At 45.2% G+C, this 19,466-nt stretch carries 19 protein-coding genes; 9 read left to right on the top strand and 10 right to left on the bottom strand.

Annotated features, from left to right (window positions below; all coding sequences use genetic code 11):
- The first annotated feature begins 21 nt into the window (after window positions 1–21).
- On the top strand, window positions 22–1,134 hold the full coding sequence (locus AELLOGFF_RS11580) for an alkaline phosphatase D family protein (protein ID WP_159268888.1): 1,113 nt from the start codon (window positions 22–24) through the stop codon (window positions 1,132–1,134).
- A 22-nt stretch (window positions 1,135–1,156) separates the two neighbouring features.
- Here AELLOGFF_RS11580 and AELLOGFF_RS11575 read toward each other — a convergent pair whose 3' ends face one another.
- Together AELLOGFF_RS11575 and AELLOGFF_RS11570 are read right to left on the bottom strand one after the other, a co-directional pair.
- The gene (locus AELLOGFF_RS11575) at window positions 1,157–2,935 is read right to left on the bottom strand and encodes an alpha/beta hydrolase (RefSeq protein WP_159268887.1); all 1,779 of its coding nucleotides are present in this window, start codon (window positions 2,933–2,935) and stop codon (window positions 1,157–1,159) included.
- A gap of 217 nt (window positions 2,936–3,152) precedes the next feature.
- The gene (locus AELLOGFF_RS11570) at window positions 3,153–4,013 is read right to left on the bottom strand and encodes a sterol desaturase family protein (RefSeq protein ID WP_159268886.1); all 861 of its coding nucleotides are present in this window, start codon (window positions 4,011–4,013) and stop codon (window positions 3,153–3,155) included.
- Window positions 4,014–4,088: 75 nt separating this feature from the next.
- On the opposite strand from AELLOGFF_RS11570, the gene AELLOGFF_RS11565 reads away from it, so the two are divergent.
- From AELLOGFF_RS11565 to AELLOGFF_RS11545, 6 genes are all read left to right on the top strand, one after another.
- Complete coding sequence (locus tag AELLOGFF_RS11565; RefSeq protein WP_159268885.1) at window positions 4,089–5,060, top strand: LysR substrate-binding domain-containing protein; 972 nt, start codon at window positions 4,089–4,091, stop codon at window positions 5,058–5,060.
- 93 nt (window positions 5,061–5,153) lie between these two features.
- Complete coding sequence (locus tag AELLOGFF_RS18090; protein ID WP_235035709.1) at window positions 5,154–5,507, top strand: hypothetical protein; 354 nt, start codon at window positions 5,154–5,156, stop codon at window positions 5,505–5,507.
- 3 nt (window positions 5,508–5,510) lie between these two features.
- Window positions 5,511–5,678, top strand: a complete 168-nt coding sequence (locus tag AELLOGFF_RS18085) for a GNAT family N-acetyltransferase (RefSeq protein ID WP_235035708.1) — start codon at window positions 5,511–5,513, stop codon at window positions 5,676–5,678.
- Window positions 5,679–5,811: 133 nt separating this feature from the next.
- Window positions 5,812–6,255: a TM2 domain-containing protein gene (locus AELLOGFF_RS11555; RefSeq protein WP_159268884.1), complete on the top strand. Its 444-nt coding sequence runs from the start codon at window positions 5,812–5,814 to the stop codon at window positions 6,253–6,255.
- A 39-nt stretch (window positions 6,256–6,294) separates the two neighbouring features.
- On the top strand, window positions 6,295–7,008 hold the full coding sequence (gene cobB, locus AELLOGFF_RS11550) for a Sir2 family NAD+-dependent deacetylase (protein ID WP_159268883.1): 714 nt from the start codon (window positions 6,295–6,297) through the stop codon (window positions 7,006–7,008).
- A 102-nt stretch (window positions 7,009–7,110) separates the two neighbouring features.
- Window positions 7,111–7,761, top strand: a complete 651-nt coding sequence (locus AELLOGFF_RS11545; RefSeq protein ID WP_159268882.1) for an NAD(P)H-binding protein — start codon at window positions 7,111–7,113, stop codon at window positions 7,759–7,761.
- A gap of 98 nt (window positions 7,762–7,859) precedes the next feature.
- Here the strand turns inward: AELLOGFF_RS11545 and recQ are convergent, their stop codons facing one another.
- The gene (gene recQ, locus AELLOGFF_RS11540; RefSeq protein WP_235035707.1) at window positions 7,860–9,992 is read right to left on the bottom strand and encodes a DNA helicase RecQ; all 2,133 of its coding nucleotides are present in this window, start codon (window positions 9,990–9,992) and stop codon (window positions 7,860–7,862) included.
- A 9-nt stretch (window positions 9,993–10,001) separates the two neighbouring features.
- On the bottom strand, window positions 10,002–10,544 hold the full coding sequence (locus AELLOGFF_RS11535; RefSeq protein ID WP_159268881.1) for a DUF2058 domain-containing protein: 543 nt from the start codon (window positions 10,542–10,544) through the stop codon (window positions 10,002–10,004).
- A gap of 333 nt (window positions 10,545–10,877) precedes the next feature.
- Between AELLOGFF_RS11535 and AELLOGFF_RS11530 the strand changes: the two genes are divergently transcribed.
- Complete coding sequence (locus AELLOGFF_RS11530) at window positions 10,878–11,471, top strand: hypothetical protein (RefSeq protein WP_159268880.1); 594 nt, start codon at window positions 10,878–10,880, stop codon at window positions 11,469–11,471.
- A 78-nt stretch (window positions 11,472–11,549) separates the two neighbouring features.
- On the opposite strand, the gene AELLOGFF_RS11525 is transcribed toward AELLOGFF_RS11530, so the two are convergent.
- Window positions 11,550–13,211, bottom strand: coding sequence for an NAD(P)/FAD-dependent oxidoreductase (locus tag AELLOGFF_RS11525; RefSeq protein WP_159268879.1), 1,662 nt, complete (start codon window positions 13,209–13,211; stop codon window positions 11,550–11,552).
- Between the two features lie 181 nt (window positions 13,212–13,392).
- The gene (locus AELLOGFF_RS11520; RefSeq protein WP_159268878.1) at window positions 13,393–14,637 is read right to left on the bottom strand and encodes an NAD(P)/FAD-dependent oxidoreductase; all 1,245 of its coding nucleotides are present in this window, start codon (window positions 14,635–14,637) and stop codon (window positions 13,393–13,395) included.
- Window positions 14,638–14,880: 243 nt separating this feature from the next.
- On the opposite strand from AELLOGFF_RS11520, the gene AELLOGFF_RS11515 reads away from it, so the two are divergent.
- Complete coding sequence (locus tag AELLOGFF_RS11515) at window positions 14,881–17,055, top strand: glutamine synthetase III (protein WP_159268877.1); 2,175 nt, start codon at window positions 14,881–14,883, stop codon at window positions 17,053–17,055.
- A 97-nt stretch (window positions 17,056–17,152) separates the two neighbouring features.
- Here AELLOGFF_RS11515 and AELLOGFF_RS11510 read toward each other — a convergent pair whose 3' ends face one another.
- From AELLOGFF_RS11510 to AELLOGFF_RS11495, 4 genes are all read right to left on the bottom strand, one after another.
- A complete protein-coding gene (locus tag AELLOGFF_RS11510; protein ID WP_159268876.1) occupies window positions 17,153–17,515 on the bottom strand; it encodes a hypothetical protein in 363 nt (120 codons plus the stop codon).
- 76 nt (window positions 17,516–17,591) lie between these two features.
- Window positions 17,592–17,999 carry a roadblock/LC7 domain-containing protein gene (locus tag AELLOGFF_RS11505; RefSeq protein ID WP_159268875.1) on the bottom strand — a complete coding sequence of 136 codons (408 nt, stop codon included), beginning with the start codon at window positions 17,997–17,999 and terminating at the stop codon, window positions 17,592–17,594.
- Window positions 17,986–18,561, bottom strand: coding sequence for a GTP-binding protein (locus AELLOGFF_RS11500; protein ID WP_159268874.1), 576 nt, complete (start codon window positions 18,559–18,561; stop codon window positions 17,986–17,988). The genes AELLOGFF_RS11505 and AELLOGFF_RS11500 overlap by 14 nt, the downstream gene beginning before the upstream one ends.
- 13 nt (window positions 18,562–18,574) lie before the next feature.
- Complete coding sequence (locus AELLOGFF_RS11495) at window positions 18,575–19,408, bottom strand: BLUF domain-containing protein (protein WP_159268873.1); 834 nt, start codon at window positions 19,406–19,408, stop codon at window positions 18,575–18,577.
- Window positions 19,409–19,466 lie beyond the last annotated feature (58 nt).

The raw sequence follows: 19,466 nt of genomic DNA, 5'->3' as shown, positions 1-19,466 counted from the left end.
ATATTTAACAAGGCGGTGAGCATGAAAGCGTCAATTTTTGTATTACTAATAGTTTCTTTTTTCTCGGGATGTTCTGTGTCACCACGGGTATCTAATCCTGCTACCACAGCTCCTTCTTTAAGCGATGTTGTTACCATTAGTTTTGGTTCTTGCCTTAGGCAGTGGGCGGATCAACCGGTTTGGCAGGCGATATCAGCCTTACAATCTGAAGCCTTTATTTTTGCTGGCGATAATGTATATACCGATGTTGGCCCATACTTAAAGCAGCGAGAGCCACAGCGTATCCAGCAGGCATATCGGGACCTAGCGCTTAATGCTGATTTTACCGGATTTTTAAAGGCTGCTGAGCAGGCCGGTACCGGTGTCTATGCAACCTGGGATGATCATGATTACGGCTTAAATGACGGCGGAAATGACTATGTTTTCAAAGGGAAGTCTAAGCAGTATTTTAGTGATTTTTTTCAGCTTGATCCTCGTGAAATCGGTGATTCGGTGCAGACGGGTGTATATCACCATCGCGTAATTCACGCAGCGGGATTACGCATACAAATGATTATGTTAGATACTCGCAGTTATCGAAGTGAAATATTACGTGATGACAATCGCAATGCCTGCCAGCCTACCGGTATTGTCGCCAATGAAACCGCTGGGGCTACAGTACTGGGTGAGTCGCAGTGGCAGTGGTTGGCTGAGGTGTTGAGTGAGCCTGCAGATATTCGTTTAGTGGTGTCTAGCATTCAAGTATTACCAACGGAGCATTGCTTTGAAAAATGGGCTAACTTTCCGCGTGAACGTGAGCGCTTACTCGCTTTGTTAGGCAGTAGCGGCGCCGAGGGTGTTGTTTTACTAAGCGGTGATCGTCACCTTGCTGAAATATCACGCCTGCAAACGGCAAGCATGTACCCTCTCTATGAATTGACTAGCAGCGGGCTTAATTCTGCGGTAGGTGAGAACAGCCCTGCGGTTGATGAGATTAATAGCTTGCGGACTCGGAAACATAATGTGTTAGTTGATAATTTTGGTACTGTTCAAATAGAGCAGACAGGCAGGGGACCGGTAGTGGTTTTACAAATTAGAAGTACTAGCGGTGAAGTGCTTCAGCAGGAGCGAGTCCCGCTGGCGTTATTGCAGTAGTTTGCCAGCGGGTGAGCAGTGGTTACTCGTTAGTAGTCGTTAGCGGTAAGTCAATTGTGCCACTAATAGTGACGGGTAATGGCGCTTGGGTAAGGCTTGCCAAATGGGTGAAATAAGGATGGAAGCCATATACCATCAGGCCAAGTACATCGCCACTTGCGATAGAGGTAGATACCCCAATCATTTCCTCAGTGAGTAGACCGCTACCGCGTATTGGGAGGACTTGCTCATTGATGAGACTTGCATCACCACCGTTAACAGACTGTTTGCCTAAGCCGATAAATAAAAGATTGTCATCGCCATTGCCACCTTCAACATTCAACATAGCGAGCGGGATACCGGCAAGGAGACCACTTTCGGTTGCTGTTTGCAGCGGAATAAATTTACCTTTTGCCACTAATTGACTTAATAATTCATTGGGAAGCAAGTTAATAATATCGTCTAAATAATTGACCAAAGAACTTGGGTCGGCACTAGCGGTAAGTACCTCAATTAAGGTGGTAGAGGCTTCAATAGGCAGTGAAGACAAGGTGCTTAATACAGTTTGTAGAGGGAGTGAGGTAAGTAAGTCAATAACATTGCTTAGGCCGCCTGGAATAATCTGCGATTCTTCTACATCGCTTAAAATACCGCCTCGCTGGATGTTACTACTTGTCACGCCAAGCTGTTGGTCTGCCAGACTGAAGCAGATGTCGGGAATGATCATACCTGTTGTGCCGGTCAGCTTTGATGCTAGAAAATCTAACGCTAGATCATCGGTACGGTAAGTCTTTTCTCCACAATAAAGGGTGTCGTCGGTACCAAATAATATCTGTCTCCCGGCAGTCTGGAGTGTCGGTAAAATATGGCCATCGCGCTGAATAAATAAGTGACTTTCGTTTCCTTGAGCCTTCCAGCATTCGTAGTTTTCGACGGCCTCATTAATATTAAAGAGCACGTCGTTGCTGCCTTGAATAAAAAGAGCGTCGGCGGTAGACAGCGTTCTGCCATCACTGCGTTCGCCGTTACAGAAAGACAATGGGCTATGCCCTGCTAGGCGAGTTACGGTTTCGGGTTGAATCTCGCCCGTGGTGGTTGCACCTATAATGGCTTCAAAAAGATAGGGTTCGAGTTTACCCATTGATGCAATGGATAGGATATCTAACCAAATATTTTTGGGTGTGCTATTGGCGTATAAGCTATACGGAAGGTGGCTCCATGTTGCTAACGGCACAATCGCATCAAAACGCTTATCGACGCTGGAACACACGGTTTGGAAGCCGCCGCCATACGACAAACCAATGGAGCCGATTAGAGGGTCATCACCGTCAAATTTTAAGTTGATTAGGTTTTGTTCAGCCCAATCTATCATTTGCGAAACATTGCGGCAGTCAATATCTGGGTCCATAACCGTGATATTTCCCGACGTTTCACCAAAGCCTCGTTGATCAAAGCTAATGACATAATAGCCATTTTCTAACCATGCGCGTCGGGCTACATCGCCAGAGATGTCGTTGGTGAGAAATGATTCAATTGGATCAGGGTTTTCAAAGTTCTTGGCCCTAGATAAGCCAAACCCATGGCTGTGGATAATTAATGGAACTGACTCTCCTTGCGGGTTTTCAGGTATGTAGACGGTAAAGGCAATGGTTTCGTCATCGAAGCCGGTTAAGGTTTGATCGAAATAATTTTTGACTTCAGCCTGACCGCTGTTGGGTGCAGAACTTGAATTTGATGAACTAGAGCTGCCACCACAGGCGGTGAGCGTTAACGGAATAACCAACGTGGCTACTATTGTTAGCAAACGGGAGAAAAGAATCATGAGTTTGTCTCGTTTTTATAATGTTGAATGGCAAAGCTATACCGGCAGTATATTCACGATAGCCAGCATCCTATCAAAACCGGAGGATGAAGTATAATGTGTTTGCAGAAAACAAGGCTAATTCTGACCTTTATTTATGATTTTGTGAGCTATTCCATACGCTGATTTTATAGCCACTTCACGTTATGTGCGGTGTGAAATGGCCTTAAAGCACGGTTTAACCGAGTTTCTTCATATCGATTGCAAAGTAGCGATACCAAATGTTGTGCTCTTCCTTGGCCGATTGCTTCCATCCATATTGCGAGGGGCGGCGGGTTTCTATGGCGAGGGTGCCAAATAGCAACCAGTCGTATAGTGATAATAAGTTGCACATATTCTTTGCTGAGTTTTTACCTCGGGCGTGGTGGTGATGGTGTTGGGTGGGAAAGGTCAGGATATGGCACAAGGCGAACATGGTGTTTCGTACCCAAGCCCAGCGATGATTTAAAAAATAAAGATCATAGTTCCAGTTCACATGGTTATGTGCTGCCCATAAGCCTTTAAATGCGGTTCCAAAAAGAAAGATTTCGGTAAGGCCTAGATAGAGGCAAATGAATTGGAACCAGAAATTCGGCATGATAAACCAAAACAACCAGTGCTCAACAAAAGTTTGGGTAACACTGATTTCGCCCTTACCGTCATTGGTGCCAGAAAAGTGATGGGGTCGGTGGCCAATTTTGAATAATTGCTGAAGGTATAGCATGGGCTTTGAGCTCATGCGGCGAGCGTGGGAAAACCAGTGTGCGCCGCCATGAAGCAGTTCTTCAATGAGAATGTAAGCGAGTAATACCGGCCAAAAATAAGCCTCTTGTAGCCACGCAAGACCACCTTCAAATTGGGGGACAATTAAGCGTCCCAGCCACGCTGTTGCAAAAACCAGTGCGGGTCTTTGCACCGCGCTGAGACTGACGGACGCTACCACCGCCATTCCCCAGTCCTCTTTACTTTTTTTACCATTACTGTTGCGTCCAGCAAGAAACTCCCACAGAGATGCCAGGGCGATAAAGATAATGACTGACAGAGTAACGTATTGATCCATGACTAAAGTACCGACATTGTTATTTTGTATTTACATCTTAGCGTGCTAGAGTCATTTGTAAATTAGATGTTTTGTATGAGTATTATTTGTATGGTTGATAATAAGGTGAATTTGCGTTCTGTTGATCTGAATTTACTCGCTAGTTTTGATGCTTTGATGATTGAGGGCAATCTGACGCGTGCGGCGGATCGTATTGGTCTTAGCCAGCCGGCGATGAGTGCGGCGCTGCAGCGGTTACGATTAACCTTTCACGATGAGCTTTTTGTAAGAACTCGGCAAGGCATGATTCCAACACCACGGGCCATCGATGTTTATTCCCCCATCCGTGAAGCACTTACTTTAATAAGTAGTACCTTGATTCCAAATGAGGAATTCGATCCGGCGCGTGCGGAGCGCAGTTATTCAGTGGTTGCCGATAATTATTTTGAATCTGTCGCGCTGGGGCCCTTAATGGCGCGCTTACAACAAAGTGGTTCAGGATTGTCATTGGCTACCTATGGCTTGGCGAGTGATTCAATTTCTCGCCTGCTGAGGATGGAAGTGGACCTAATTGTAGATTACGTGCGACCTGAATCAGACCTTGTGCAAGCTCAAATAATTGGTTCCGAAAAGCTATTAGTCATTGCTAGGAAATCACATCCAAGATTAAGCGTTAGCGCCACCCCGACTCTGTCAATGGCACAGTACTTAGCCGAAGAACATGTTTTTTTGCCTCTGCGCAGTCGTGAGCGCAGCCAATTAGAGTTCGCACTTGGCGGGCGTGAGTTTCCACGCAAACGCGCTGCACAAGTTCAGAATTTTACAAGTATGCTGCCAGTCGTTGCCGCGACGGATTATTTGGCGGTAATACCTGCTCGATTGTTTCATTTATACGAAAAAGCCTTTGCCATCAGGTGGTTTCATTTTCCCGCGGATATTGAGCCGATCCCGCTTTGGATGTTGTGGGCAAAAAGTTTGCAAAATGATGCCTCGCACCGTTGGTTTCGAGAAACCGTGCAAAGCGTTGCGAATGACATTATCCAGCCTGCGAATGTTAAGGGAAAATAATCGGCGCTTGTATTAGCGATTTTCAACGGCAACAATCAATACAAGATAATAGATCTGCTGTGGTGTAGGTTGAAATGGAGAGAAAGACTAATTGTGAGTAAAAATACACTCAATAATGGCGAAGAGCACCAGCGTTTAGCGGTTGAGGTGAGAATTGCCGATTACAGAGCAAAAGAAGATCGTGCAGCAATTGAATTATTAATGGCACATTATGCTGTAGATCCCATGGGTGGCGGTGTAGCGCTCTCAGAGACGGTGCTGTCAGGTTTGTGCGATGCCTTGGCTAGTGTCACTAATGCGGCAACATTGTTGATTTACTGTGATCGTAAGCCAGCCGGCTTGGCTACCGTCTTTCAGGGGTTTTCAACGTTTGCATGTAAGCCATTGCTGAATATTCACGATGTTATCGTTTTGCCTAAGTACCGAGGACAAGGCTTAGCTGGCTGATTAATGGCGGAAGTAGAATTGCTTGCACAGCAGCGCGGCTGTTGTAAGTTAACCTTGGAAGTATTGCAGGGCAACACCGCCGCTCAGTCGGTATATCAGCGCTGTGGCTTTGATGCTTATGAGTTGGAACCGCAACAGGGGCAAGCCTTGTTTTGGCAAAAAACAATATGAACACAATAGATATGTTATTGGTAAATACTCCCCGCGCTTGGGGTGGCTTGAATCGAGGCTGAATAGCAGCATGCATTAAAAGAGCCATACCAAGCTCGAACATAACTCATTTGGCATTGATGATGGTGAAAGTATGAAAGGAAAAATACTCGACTATAAGGCGACTAGCGGACAAGGTGTGATTGCTGGGGACGACGGTAAGCGATATGACTTTGATGGTAGTGAATGGCAGAGTGACGAAGCTGCCACCGCAGGCTTGTTTGTTGATTTTGTTGTAGAGAATGAACAAGCGACAAAACTGTATATTGATAAAACCATAGCGACTGCGTCGTCTAAAAAAGTTGCTGCAGCACTATTGGCGTTTTTCTTTGGGGCATTTGGTGTTCACAAGTTTTACCTTGGCTACAATAAGCAGGGCGTTATCATGTTACTAACCTTCCTGTTTGGTTTTATATTACTGGGGTTACCGTCTATTGCGATTGGGATTATCGCGTTCATAGAATTTATTTTATATATCACTAAGACTGATCAAGATTTTGATCAAACCTATATACATGGTCAGCGTCCGTGGTTCTAAGTGTCTGCAAATATTTTATGCGACTTAAATTGAGGTGTTATGGTTTATAAGCGAGTTGTTGTTCTTACTGGTGCAGGTATTTCGGCTGAATCAGGTATCAAGACCTTTCGTGCTGACGATGGTCTTTGGGAGGAGCACCGTGTAGAAGACGTCGCTACGCCGCAAGGTTTTGCTGCGGATCCCGTGCTGGTACAGCGCTTTTATAATTCGCGGCGGGCGCAATTATTGGGTGATGATATTCAGCCAAATGCTGCCCACAGAGCTCTAGCTGATCTTGAAAAAGTATATGGTGATAGCTTGTTAGTTGTGACTCAAAATATCGACAATCTTCACGAGCAGGCGGGCAGCACAAATATTATTCATATGCACGGTGAAATATTGAAAATGCGCTGTGCATACACTCATCTTGTGTACCCTATATCGACTGATATCAGTATTGATGACCGCTGCGAATGTTGCGGGCTGCGTGGTGCATTGCGACCTCATGTGGTGTGGTTTGGTGAAATGCCACTGCAAATGGAAGAGATATATGACGCCTTAGAGGCTTGTGATCTTTTTATCGCCATTGGCACGTCGGGCAATGTTTATCCTGCTGCCGGGTTTGTGCGCCAAGCTACCCTGTCAGGGGCGAAGACCATGGAAATAAATCTTGAGCCCTCCGCAGTGGAGTCTGCCTTTAGCGATCACCGTTATGGCTTGGCCAGTGTGGAGGTGCCAGCCTTGGTTGCGGAGCTTATTGAGTCCATGGCGTAAATAACTGTTTGTCTAGGGTTGATGGTTTGTCGTTGCTAGCGTTTTGTTAGTTATATTTTAGAATTGCGTTGCTAAAGCTGCGCTTTCACAAAAGGAATAAAAATGGGTAAGGTTGCCATTGTTATCGGCGCTACGGGGGTGGTCGGTCGCGCTTTGGTTGATCAACTTGTCGAAGCTGATCATATTGCTAAAGTTGTGACATTGACGCGTCGAGCGGTGAGTCATCCCTCTTTGAAGGTGGCCAATCACATTGTTAATTTTGAAGAATTGGATAATCACAGTGCACTGTTTGTAGGTGACTTTTTGTTTTCGTGTCTTGGTACAACACTTAAGCAAGCTGGTTCGGTTGCTGCACAGCGTAGTGTTGATCTTGATTATCAGTTAAAAGCGGCAGAGCTAGCCGCAGAGAATGGCGTGTCGCATTATTTTTTGGTTTCTTCAAGTGGCGCAAATGCTAATAGCCACAGCGCTTATTTAAAAATGAAGGGTGAGTTAGAGCAGAAAGTGAAAGCCTTGCCCTTTACAGGTATCAGTATTTTTCAGCCCTCACTTTTGCTAGGTGCGCGCAGTGACGTTCGCCTTGGTGAAAAAATAGGGGGTTTCTTGCTGCCTGCGCTGTGCGCTATCCCTGGGTTGAGGCGTTTCCGGCCGATATCTGGCGAAGAGGTAGCCGCAAAAATGGTCTCTGAGAGTCAGCAATTAAGGCCGCTTGTAAATGTATTTCGTCTTGATGATATTTTCCTAGACGATTAAGTCTGCTGAAAATAATTGGTCGCCTTCTGCAGGACTTGTTTCATACAGGCGTTTGTAGTGAGTATTAAATGATGGAGTAGGATTTTTGTATTCTTAATTTAAATGCTTAAGCTTGCTTTTACGCATTTAAGAATATTGTAATCATACTCGCCGTCTAATGATTCAAAGACAGTTTTCAGCTTCCCGTCTTCGCTTAACTCAAAGGCAAAGAGGATTTCCTTACGCTGGGCTTCATCAAGGTTTATTACCTGATCAAGGGCTAGCTCTCCGTTAGTAATACCTTGGCAGAGATGTGTAAAAATAGTGTTGAGAGAAAGTCCACGTTGAGTGGCGATCTCGTCAGCAGAATGACCCTGCTTGGCGAGGTCAATACTATTGGCCGCCGTATCGTTGATGCCCTTGTTTGGCTGCTCGCTCGTCAATTCTAAAATAATCGCCAAGAAGCCTTGGCCATAGGCATCGAGTTTTCGTTCACCTACGCCTGATACTCGGCTTAATTGCTCTAGTGTTTGTGGTTGTCGTTCAGCCATTTCCGCTAGGGTGGCGTCGTGAAATATCATATAGGCAGGAATACTTTGTTCGGCCGCCAGTGTTTTCCGGTGTTCTCGTAGTGCTTCCCAGAGAGAGCTGTTAACAGAGTCTGGTAAGGACCGGCTTTTGCGATTGGGGTTCTTGGTTGGTTTAACCATTTTTCGCAATGTTAGTTGTTCATCACCTTTTAGTATGGGGCGCGCACTGTCTGTCAGTTGGACACTGCCGTGACCTTCTAAATCTACTCGCAATAAGCCCCGGGCAATAATTTGTCGATAAAGCGTGCGCCACTCGGTATTGTTGAGTTCAGTGCCAATGCCGAAGGTTGATATTTTATCGTGACCAAATTGAGTGATGCGTTCAAGGTCTTTGCCAAGTAGTACATCCACCAAGTAGTTAACGCCGAATCGTTGACCGGTTCGATAGACGCATGACAACGCCTTTTGGGCTGCGAGGGTGGCATCCCAGGTTTCTGGTGGGCTAAGGCAATTGTCACAGTTGCCGCAGGGGTGATCTAGCTTGTCGCCGAAATAACGTAGCAATGCCTGGCGGCGACATGTGGTGAGTTCGCAAAGGCCCAGCATGGCATCGAGTTTGTGCTGCTCTAAGCGCTTTCGGCTTTCTTCGGCGCCTGAGTTGCCTTGCATTTGGCGTAAGGTAATGACGTCTTGAAGACCATAGGCCATCCACGCATCGGCGGCTAAGCCATCGCGACCCGCGCGTCCTGTTTCTTGGTAATACGCTTCTATGCTTTTAGGTAAATTCAAATGGGCAACAAAGCGGACGTCAGGCTTATCGATGCCCATACCAAAGGCAATGGTGGCAACGATGATAACGCCCTCGTCGCGCAGAAATCGCGCTTGGTGATGTTGGCGTATTTCTGTGCTTAAGCCTGCGTGGTAGGGCAGCGCTGTGAAGCCTTTGGCACTCAGCCATTGGGCTATTTCATCAACTCGCTTGCGTGACAGGCAATACACAATGCCAGCTTCACCTTCATGTTCATTTAAGATAAAGCGGCGTAATTGTTCTCGGGCATTACCTTGGTTTTCACTGATGCGGTAGCGAATATTGGGCCGATCAAAGCCATCGTTAAAAATGCGAGCATTGTGCAGCGAAAGCCGTTCAATAATTTCTCGTTGGGTGGGGCCGTCGGCGGTGGCGGTTAAGGCAATACGGGGTATCGTTGGAAATTTCTCGTGCAGTATCGAAAGCTTGATATATTCGGGGCGAAAGTCGTGCCCCCATTGGGATACGCAGTGAGCTTCGTCTATTGCGAACAACGCTAAGGGAGCACGGTTTAATAGATCGAGCATCCGCGGCATCATCAGGCGTTCAGGTGCAAGATATAATAGGTCTAGCTCATTGTTCATCAGAGCTGTTTCGACATCGTTGACGTCTAAGCTGCTCTGGCTGGAATTTAAAAATGCGGCTTTTATGCCGTTTTGGCGCAAGGCCATAACTTGGTCTTGCATTAAGGCAATGAGAGGTGAAATGACAATAGCCGTGCCGCTGCGTACAAGCGCGGGGACTTGGAAACACAAGGATTTTCCGCCCCCGGTTGGCATTAACACAAGGGCGTCACCACCATTGATGACGTGGTTAACAATATCACCTTGCTGATTACGAAAGGCGTCGTAGCCGTACACCGTATGTAAAATTTGTAAGGCGTTTATCTCTGGATCGCTAGTGTTAGAGTGCAAAATCGTGTGCTACCACATTAAGTCATCGGGAATCTGGTAAGCGGCGTAAGGGTCGTCTTCATCCACCTCATCATTGCTGACTTTGATGTTATGTACCAATATGGCGCTCTCGTCTCGCTGTTTGACTTTTTCAGCAATAGCAGCGGGAACTAGCTCATAACCGTCTTTTAGCTTCACTAATGCGATAACGCCTTTGATTAATTGTGTTTGTAAGAGGGCGTCAATATAGAGTTTTTTGATTTTTTTGCCGTCTGTAAATTGGTAGGCAATTTCACCCTTGGAGCGATCAATTTTATTAAGGGTGATCAATTGAATGATTTGCGCTTGGATGGCCTTTTTATCCGCTTCCACTTGACGTAGGCGATTCATGTCGCGATCTCGCTCTGCCTTTTCAGCAAGCGCGCGTTTTGCGGCTTCTTTGCTTTCGTCAACAATGACTTGGCCGGTTCCCTTGGCTTGCTTAACCTGCTTTCGTTTCTCTTGATTGATTTTCTTGGCTTTCTTTTTGTCGACCATGCCGGCTTTAAGAAGCTGCTCTTGCAGAGATGCCATGCAATAACCTCTATATGCTGAAGTAAAAGTTAGAATGTTCAGATTGTGTCTATTCTAAGCTATTCGGAGCCGAGGGGCTTGGGGTTATTGTGACATTTTTAGGTGTGCAATGGCGGTGTCGGGAATGTGGGAGCGAAAGTGAATTGGCTATGCATTCGTGTAGTGGCTAAAGACAGTCGCTGTAAGGCTATTACGGCGCCTTGTTAAGCTTGTATTTTCCGCTCAATGGCCATGTGTTTGCAATATAGTGGGTTGGGAGCCTAAGTCTTTTGGCTTCAACTTTAGAAAACAATACCTTAGACTGCGTGTATTGTCCTTAATGTAAAGTGCCTTATGAAACCGACTTATTGTAATTTCTTGGCTTGTTTAGCTATTTCTGTTGCGGCTACTAGTGCCTCGGCAGAGTCTGGGTCTACTACTAGCAATCAATATCGCTATCTTGAAGCGTCGGTCGCTTATCAGAGTACTGATTGGGGGCCCTTTAGCGAAGAAACAAATGCTACTTTTTTGGCCAGTGTTGATTTTTTGCAATATGTGCATATGCATGCACGGTATAACAACGGTGAAACTCGCTTGCCAAAAGGCTTCCAGCAAGATGGTTGGCTAACTTACGGCATTGGTGCGCATTATTTTATTGCGCCTAATACGTCTTTGTTAATTACTGTTGATCGTCATGACATGACATCTAAAAACGCTAAGCCCGACCAAACAGCGAGTGAATATAGGGCGGGCATCCGTCATGATTTTAATGACCACTGGCGATTGACTTTTGAAGCCGGTGAGCATGATTTAATAGTGAAGGACACTACCTTTATTATTGAAGGTATATATTCTCACAATGATCATCTTGGCGTTAGTTTGCGGGTGAGAGACTACGATAAGCTTGACCTTAGCTCTTATGAGCTGGGAGTGCGCTACAGTTTTTAGCACTACCATGTATTGGGCCCCCTTATGTAAATAGGCTTTTATGTAGGGGCGCCATTAATGCTGATTTTGTTGTTCTGTTTAGCGCCCGTCTGGGATCGCAATATCTAAACCCAGTAAATCAATGGCGACCGCTTCCGCGACTTTTATGCCATCAATACCTGCAGACAAAATTCCTCCGGCATAACCTGCGCCTTCACCAGCGGGGTAGAGACCCTTCGTATTTAAGTTTTGGTAATCTTTGCCTCGTTTGATGCATATGGGCGAGGAGGTGCGTGTTTCAATGCCAGTGAGAATCGCATCGTTCATGGCAAACCCTTTAATTTGTTTGTCAAAAGCGGGGATAGCTTCTCGGATGGCCTCATTGGCAAATTCAGGCAGTGCTTGCGACAGATCGCCAAGCGATATGCCAGGTTTATAAGACGGAGTGACACTGCCTATTTGGGTAGAGGGCGTATTGCGTAAGTAGTCGCCAACTAGCTGCGCCGGTGCATTGTAATTTTCACCGCCAAGTTTGTAAGCTAAGGTTTCTAGTGACTGCTGTAAATCAATGCCGGCGAGTATATGTTCTGGGTAGTCTTTTTCAGGCTCTATGCCTACAACAATTGCAGAATTCGCGTTGCGCTCATTACGTGAGTACTGTGACATGCCATTGGTAACCACGCGGCCAACTTCTGAGGTGGCGGCGACCACGGTTCCGCCGGGACACATACAAAAGCTATAAACGCTGCGGCCGTTTTTGCAGTGATGTACTAATTTGTAGTCAGCAGCGCCTAGTATGGGGTGGCCGGCTTGATCGCCAAAGCGTGCCTTATCAATGACTGACTGAGGGTGCTCTATTCTGAAGCCAATAGAAAAAGGTTTTGCTTCAATGTAGGCCCCTTGATCAAGTAACATTTTAAACGTGTCGCGTGCGCTGTGGCCAATAGCCAGAATGATATGGCGAGTTGCTAAGTGTTGACTGTCTTCTAGCGTTATTCCTGTGATTTGCCCCTGTGAGTCGCTAGACGCTTCACGATGAATTGTTTCTACCTTTGCATTAAAGCGTATTTCACCGCCCAAGCGGGTAATTTCGGCGCGGATGTTTTCGACCATTTTTACTAGTTTGAACGTGCCGATATGGGGTTTGCTGACCATGAGGATTTCTTCTGGCGCCCCGGCTTTGACAAACTCTGTCATAACTTTACGGCCAAGAAAGCGGCGATCCTTCACTTGGCTATAGAGTTTGCCGTCGGAAAACGTACCAGCACCGCCTTCGCCATATTGCACATTGGATTCGGTGTTTAACTTGCGTTCACGCCAAAGCCCCCATGTGTCCTTGGTTCGCTGACGAACGTCTTGCCCTCGCTCTAAAACAATTGGCTTTAACCCCATTTGAGCTAATACTAATGCAGCTAAAATACCGCATGGGCCAAAGCCAATAATGACGGGGCGCATTTGTGCTTCATTGGGGAAGTCGGAAGGGGCCTGAGCGAGTAATGTGTAATCGGTATTTGGGCTGATTCTGACTACGGATTGTAGTTTTTTATCGGCGAGTAGTCGCTGCTCGATTGCTGGCGGCAGGACGATGTCGATTAAATAGATAAGTAGGATATTGTTTTTTTTTCGTGCGTCGTAACTGCGTTTAAAAATGGTAAAGTCGAGAAGCTCTGAATCAGACAATGATAGTTTTTGTAAAATGGCATTGCGCAGTTCGAATTCGCTATGATTGAGCGGCAGCTTTAGGTCGCTTAGTCTGATCATGACTGACAAGGATTTCCGATAAGGTTGCTTAAGAGGGGGCAGATTTTAGCATGATTGCTGTAATGGGTTGGAGCAATTCACGAGTGTAACTATGTTGGTGAATCTTAATGGTCGATGCTGATCAAAAACGACCAGTAATATTGACCGGTGGTTTGACGTGTTTGTGGGCATTTGCGTGGGCTTATACGACTAAGCCGGCGCTATAGCCAGAAGACCAAGCCCATTGAAAATTGAAGCCCCCAAGCCAACCGGTGACATCCAGTACTTCACCGATGAAATAAAGACCGGCTTGATTTTTTGCCTCCATGGTTTTCGAACTTATGTCGTCGGTATTTACACCGCCCCTAGTTACTTCTGCGGTTCGGTACCCCTCAGTACCTGAGGGTTTTAGTAGCCATTGATTTAGATTGTTGCCAATCTGGAGAAGCTGCTTGTCGGTAAATTCCCCTAGGGGTTTGTCGGCTTGCTCATGCCACCAAAGCCATTGTAATTCGGTGACGAGTCCCTTTGATAATTTTTGGCTTAAAACTGTGCGAAGTAAGCTCTTGGCTTGTTCGTGTTTCATTTTTTTCAGCCAATCTGCAGCATTTAGCGCCGGTAGTAAATTCAGTGTGAGGGTGTCGCCAGGTTGCCAATAATTGGAAACTTGTAAAGCGGCGGGGCCCGAAATGCCTCGGTGCGTGAAAAGGATGTTTTCGGTGAAGCTAATTTTGCTGGCGCTGAGTTCTACCTCTAGGGCTAAGCCCGCGAGTTTCTCGCAGAGCTGCTTCATGGCATCGCTAAACATAAAGGGGACTAAGCCGGCATATCGTTTCGTTAGGCTCAAGCCAAACTGGCGTGCGATATCATAACCTATGTCACTACCCCCAAGCGTGGGAATGGAAAGCGCGCCAGATGCAACGACAAAGGAGTTGCATAACAGCTCAAACTGCTTGTCTTGATGGCTCACATTAAGCCGGTATCGCGATGATTTGTGGGTGCTTGCTGAAATAACCTCCACGGAGTTGAGTTCACAATGGCTGCGAATTTCCGCTCCAGCACTGCTACATTCGTCCACTAACATGCGGAGAATATCTTTGGCTGAGTTTAGGCAAAACAGCTGGCTGTGGCGTCGTTCTTCATAGGGGATCTGATGGCGCTCGACCATCGCGATAAAATCCCATTGAGTGTAGCGGGTGAGGGCAGCTTTGCAAAAGTGGGGGTTGTTTGAAATAAAGTTATCAGCATCGACAAAGTGGTTGGTGAAATTGCAGCGCCCCCCCCCCGACATTAAGATCTTTTTGCCGATTTTATTGGCTTTTTCTAAAACAAGCACTTTGCGGCCACGTTGAGCGGCGGTGAGCGCACACATTAAACCGGAAGCGCCGGCGCCGAGAATAATTACGTCGAATGTATTTGAGGAGGTGGGCACGGTATTCAGCTTCATTATGTCAATGCGAGTCAGGGTGCAGTATACCGGCAAAGCGCAGAGGCATATATCGACTTTCAAGTAGGCTGCTGGCTAATTTAAAGTGTATACACGGTAAATTACGAGTGTTTTATCAAAGTCAGATTGAGTAAGACTGGCTTGGTGCAAAATTTGCTAGATAGACCGGTAATCCTGCCAGTTCCTGTTTTAGTCAGCAACGGTGCGTGATCCCCATAAATTATAGAAGGCGAGGTCTCCTTAATGAGTCGCAATGAAGCGCGTGTTCAAGCAGTATCCCAGATCGTTAATCGTAAATCTAAAGAAGTAGCGATGCCTGAACCTCTCAGCAAAATCTGGGCAACGGATGTGTTTAACCTTGCGAAGATGGAGGAGGCGCTATCTAAGAAGGCATTTAAGGCAGTGAAGACCACTGTGCAAACCGGTGCCCCACTTGATCCAGCTACTGCAGATGTTGTTGCTGCAGCGATGAAAGATTGGGCCTTAACTAAAGGGGTTAAGTTCTTTTCTCATATCTTTTATCCAATGACCAATGCCACAGCCGAAAAGCATGATGGCTTCATTATTACTAATTCTGACGGTAATCAAATTACTGAATTTACCGGTAGTTTACTGATCAAGGGTGAGCCAGATGGCTCGTCATTCCCTAACGGTAGCCTGCGTATGACAAATGCAGCGCGGGGTTATACGGCATGGGACCCCACTAGTCCTGCATATATAATGCACACCGATAATGGCTCAACGCTGATGATCCCAAGCGTATTTATGAGCTGGACAGGGGAGGCTTTGGATAAAAAGATTCCATTGTTACGCTCTAATTCGGCTATGAACAAAGCGGGGCAGCGCGTTTTATCGTTAATGGGTGAATCTGAAATTGCTGCATTGAACTCGAGTTGCGGTGCGGAGCAAGAGTATTTCTTGATTGACGCCAATTTTGCCAATAGTCGTCCAGATCTATTATTAGCTGGTCGTACTTTGTTTGGTGCGCCACCGGCAAAAGGGCAGCAGTTTGATGACCACTATTTTGCTGCTATTCCTGAGCGTGTTCAGGTCTTTATGCAAGATTTGGAAGATCAGCTCTACCGTTTGGGTATTCCGGCTAAAACGCATCATAATGAAGTGGCGCCAGGCCAGTTTGAAATTGCGCCCTATTTTGAAGCGGCCAATGTTGCTTCTGACCACCAGCAGTTGCTGATGACCCTACTTAAATTGACAGCTAAGCGACATGGCTTTGTGTGTTTGTTGCATGAGAAGCCATTTGCTGGGGTTAATGGCTCAGGTAAGCACGTAAACTGGTCTGTAGGTAACGCAACACAGGGTAATTTACTTGATCCAGGTAATACCCCTCATGAAAACATCAATTTCTTGCTCTTTTGTGGTGCGGTTATTCGTGGCGTGCATCTTTATGGGCCGCTTTTGCGTGCGGTAATTGCTTCAGCGTCTAATGATCACCGCCTTGGCGCAAACGAAGCGCCACCAGCCATTTTGTCAGTTTATCTTGGCGATCAGCTGGAGCGGGTATTCAGCGATATTAAAGATGGTAAGTTGCTCACCTCAGAAGTTGGCGGCTTTATGGACTCTGGTTTAAGCCAAATTCTTAAGTTTGAGCGTGATCCTGGTGACCGTAACCGTACATCGCCATTTGCCTTTACGGGTAACCGATTTGAATTCCGTGCAGTAGGGTCGTCAGCGTCTGTCTCAGGCCCCTTAGTGGCAATGAATACTATGCTAGCCGATTCGTTGAACTGGATTGCAGATCAGCTTGAAACTGAAATAGGGGCTGGTAGCGAACAACCTGAAGCGGCTATTAAAGTATTGAAAACTTTAATGGAGTCACATGGTAATGTGGTATTTGGTGGTGATGGCTATTCTTCAGAGTGGCATCGTCTTGCTGTTGAAGAACGTGGTCTGAAAAATTTGCCTACTTCGGCTGATGCTTTGCCAGCTTTCCGTGATGAAGCCGTGATTAAGCTGTTCTCTAGCACTGGGGTGTTAACGCCAGTTGAGCTGGAGAGTCGTTTTGAAGTTTATTCTGAGCAATATTTGTTATCTATTGAGGTTGAAGCTAAGTTGGTTGTCGACATGGCAACGACAATGGTTTATCCCGCCGCTGTTGAATACTTATCTCAAATTTCTAGCACAGCATCGTCTATGGCAGCGTTGAATATTACCCTAGATAGTGGTGTTGCTAGTTCGGTGGCAGAGCAGGCTAACGCAATGATGACAGCTGTTGCAACTTTGAGTTCGGCGCTAGAAGTGCACGAATTTGATTCTACAGAAGAGCATATGCAGTACGCTGCTGGCACATTACGTAGTTTGATGGATGAGGTACGTAGCCACGCTGATTTATTAGAAAGCTTAGTGGCTGATCATTTGTGGCCTCTTCCTAAGTATGCCGAAATGTTGTTTATTAAATAAAAGTTGGCAGATTTATTCTGCTAATGATTATGCATAAAAAAAACCCTCTTTATGAGGGTTTTTTTTATGCTGATATTAAGCTATTTTCGTAATTTTCTTATACTCTTTGTAAAGATGATTCTATATCCGCAGTTTTCCGGCGAGCTAGTGCAAGGTTTGAATTCTTTTTATCTAATACTAAATACAGAAATAGGCCTTCGTTAGTGCTACTAGGGCGTATGATGTGAAGCTGTGTATCCAGAGTTATTAAGATATCTTCGATATTTCCAGTAATGCCAAGTGATTTCATGGTTTTGATTTTTGCTTTGACCACTTCGCTATTTCCCGCTGCAGCCATTTCAAGGTCAACCCCAGATCCCGCTGAAGCTAATAGCATGCCGGAAGTATAGTCGACGATTGCGGATCCCATTGCGCCATCAATTTCCATCATGTCTTTCATTGAAGTATCTAAATTGTTCATAATTAATATCTCACTTGGTTGGTTTGGAAAAAATGTGATGCAGCTGTTATGGTAATAAAAATTAAAGGTTGATGAATTACGCTATATTGGGTAAATCTAAGGTGCATATTTTTGTTGCTAGTCTATTAATTAATAAGCGCAAGTTTGCGATATTCATGGCGTTACTGGCGGACATGGATAAAACAAAATCTTGATCGTTTATTTTTAAGGAAACAAAGGCAATATTGCCCTGTTCTGATTCTATAAATGTAATTTTAAATTGCTTCGATAGTATTTGTTTTGCGACGGCATTGCTGACGGAGTATAGCGTGCTGGCAGCCGCTGCCATGGTTTCAATATCGAGTTCATCATGTAAGCGGGAAAAATGATGAACGGGAAATCCATCTGTCGTTGCTAATGAGATCATATCCAGAGCGTAATCGTTCTCAGCATATTCGATAAACAGTTGGTGCAGATCGCTTGTTAATTGTTTACTCAATGCCATCGCATTGGACTCCTTCGTCTTCATTTACAGAATTTAGTGCATCAAGAACTTGTAGAAGCATTAATGATGATTCAATGCATCTTGGATCTACAGGAAGAATAGGAGCGGATAGCGAATGGCTAAGAATTGTGTCTTCAAGGATGACGGATAAACGGTCAATATCTTCCGTACTTGCGTGTTCGGTATGACTAATTCCTATCACTAAGGGTGTTTGTGACTTGGCTGGCTGGAAGTGATCGAGAACATCATGAAGAGAGTCGATATTTGTGCCATTTTTCGAAAATTTAACGAGTATAACTAGCCCCCAGAGCGAAGTGTTAACCATATCCCATAATATTGAAAAGCGTTTTTGGCCCGGTAGACCGAATAAACCCAGGGCAATATTGGCGTCTAATGATAGGCGGCCATAATCGATTCCAACAGTTGTGTATTCTTTACCAATATCAACTGAAGATTTTGCTTCAGTTGCAAAAGGTGAGATTTCGCTAATGGTATTAATTAGCTGAGTTTTGCCAGCGCCTACTTCGCCGACAATCGCTAATTTGTTGTAAATATTATCCATGTATAGCGATTTCCTAATGCTTTGTGGTGGCAATGAAGCGTCTTAAAACGCGACTAAATCTATCTGAGGATTTTCTGCTGGTTGATGATGTATTTGTTGGAGATGTCTTTCTTGAATCTGCTTGATTAATGTTTTTAGCATCATTGTCTATATGCTGTTTAAGTAAGCCAATATCATCTAAGGCAGCGAGATTTAGTACGAGATTCTTCTCTGAAGCACAAATTTTAAGAGATAATATTCTTTCGAAATGAATAGGCCTGCGCATTAAGTTTGAACAGAGCGATATGAGTTCGGGGCTCATCTTTAATTGGTTTGGTCGTGGCCAAGAAGATATTGATAGGACATGTTTTTTATATGAGGAAGCGGGTTTGAAATTTTCTGCTGCTGATGTATTAGCGAGTGGCGTAATTTTTGAAGTTTTTTTGGAGTTTGTAGAATCGTTAAAAAGTTGTGCTAGGCGTTCATGATCACTTCGTGTTTTAGCTGTTATTTTGTTGGCTAATTTTTTCTTTAGTTTTGTTATGAATTCGAGATGTGAGCCTGTTCCTGCGTTAATAAAGCGAATATTCCAGCCGCGATACTCGGGCGATTCTTCGTTGCAATTCATAACAACACTTAAATCGCTAATGCGTTTATCTCTTCCCATACGATAAATTGCATTGGCCACGGATGTTGCATTGCCTTCCATAATTTGCAAACAATTGCTGCCAGATATAATGAAAACACCAGTAATATCATTCTCTCTATTATGAACCCGTGTTGAATTGTAAAGGTCCATCAGCGAGCTTGAAAAGTCACCGTTGTTTTCTAATCCGTTAATTGTGCTGATACACGCAATTCTTTTCATGACTTCCGGTCAAGCTCCTAGCAAGGCAAGGTTTACTACTTTTTGATGTTTACGTGAT

Source organism: Zhongshania aliphaticivorans (genome assembly GCF_902705875.1).
Lineage (GTDB): Bacteria > Pseudomonadota > Gammaproteobacteria > Pseudomonadales > Spongiibacteraceae > Spongiibacter > Spongiibacter aliphaticivorans_A.
This window is presented reverse-complemented; position numbering and strand designations above follow the sequence as displayed.

Bases quoted from the DNA above. Each gene is read 5' to 3' on its own strand.
- AELLOGFF_RS11580 (WP_159268888.1), top strand. From the start codon at position 22: ATGAAAGCGTCAATTTTTGTATTACTAATAGTTTCTTTTTTCTCGGGA.
- AELLOGFF_RS11575 (WP_159268887.1), bottom strand. From the start codon at position 2,935: ATGATTCTTTTCTCCCGTTTGCTAACAATAGTAGCCACGTTGGTTATT.
- AELLOGFF_RS11570 (WP_159268886.1), bottom strand. From the start codon at position 4,013: ATGGATCAATACGTTACTCTGTCAGTCATTATCTTTATCGCCCTGGCA.
- AELLOGFF_RS11565 (WP_159268885.1), top strand. From the start codon at position 4,089: ATGAGTATTATTTGTATGGTTGATAATAAGGTGAATTTGCGTTCTGTT.
- AELLOGFF_RS18085 (WP_235035708.1), top strand. From the start codon at position 5,511: ATGGCGGAAGTAGAATTGCTTGCACAGCAGCGCGGCTGTTGTAAGTTA.
- AELLOGFF_RS11555 (WP_159268884.1), top strand. From the start codon at position 5,812: ATGAAAGGAAAAATACTCGACTATAAGGCGACTAGCGGACAAGGTGTG.
- cobB (WP_159268883.1), top strand. From the start codon at position 6,295: ATGGTTTATAAGCGAGTTGTTGTTCTTACTGGTGCAGGTATTTCGGCT.
- AELLOGFF_RS11545 (WP_159268882.1), top strand. From the start codon at position 7,111: ATGGGTAAGGTTGCCATTGTTATCGGCGCTACGGGGGTGGTCGGTCGC.
- AELLOGFF_RS11535 (WP_159268881.1), bottom strand. From the start codon at position 10,544: ATGGCATCTCTGCAAGAGCAGCTTCTTAAAGCCGGCATGGTCGACAAA.
- AELLOGFF_RS11530 (WP_159268880.1), top strand. From the start codon at position 10,878: ATGAAACCGACTTATTGTAATTTCTTGGCTTGTTTAGCTATTTCTGTT.
- AELLOGFF_RS11525 (WP_159268879.1), bottom strand. From the start codon at position 13,211: ATGATCAGACTAAGCGACCTAAAGCTGCCGCTCAATCATAGCGAATTC.
- AELLOGFF_RS11520 (WP_159268878.1), bottom strand. From the start codon at position 14,637: ATGAAGCTGAATACCGTGCCCACCTCCTCAAATACATTCGACGTAATT.
- AELLOGFF_RS11515 (WP_159268877.1), top strand. From the start codon at position 14,881: ATGAGTCGCAATGAAGCGCGTGTTCAAGCAGTATCCCAGATCGTTAAT.
- AELLOGFF_RS11510 (WP_159268876.1), bottom strand. From the start codon at position 17,515: ATGAACAATTTAGATACTTCAATGAAAGACATGATGGAAATTGATGGC.
- AELLOGFF_RS11505 (WP_159268875.1), bottom strand. From the start codon at position 17,999: ATGGCATTGAGTAAACAATTAACAAGCGATCTGCACCAACTGTTTATC.
- AELLOGFF_RS11500 (WP_159268874.1), bottom strand. From the start codon at position 18,561: ATGGATAATATTTACAACAAATTAGCGATTGTCGGCGAAGTAGGCGCT.
- AELLOGFF_RS11495 (WP_159268873.1), bottom strand. From the start codon at position 19,408: ATGAAAAGAATTGCGTGTATCAGCACAATTAACGGATTAGAAAACAAC.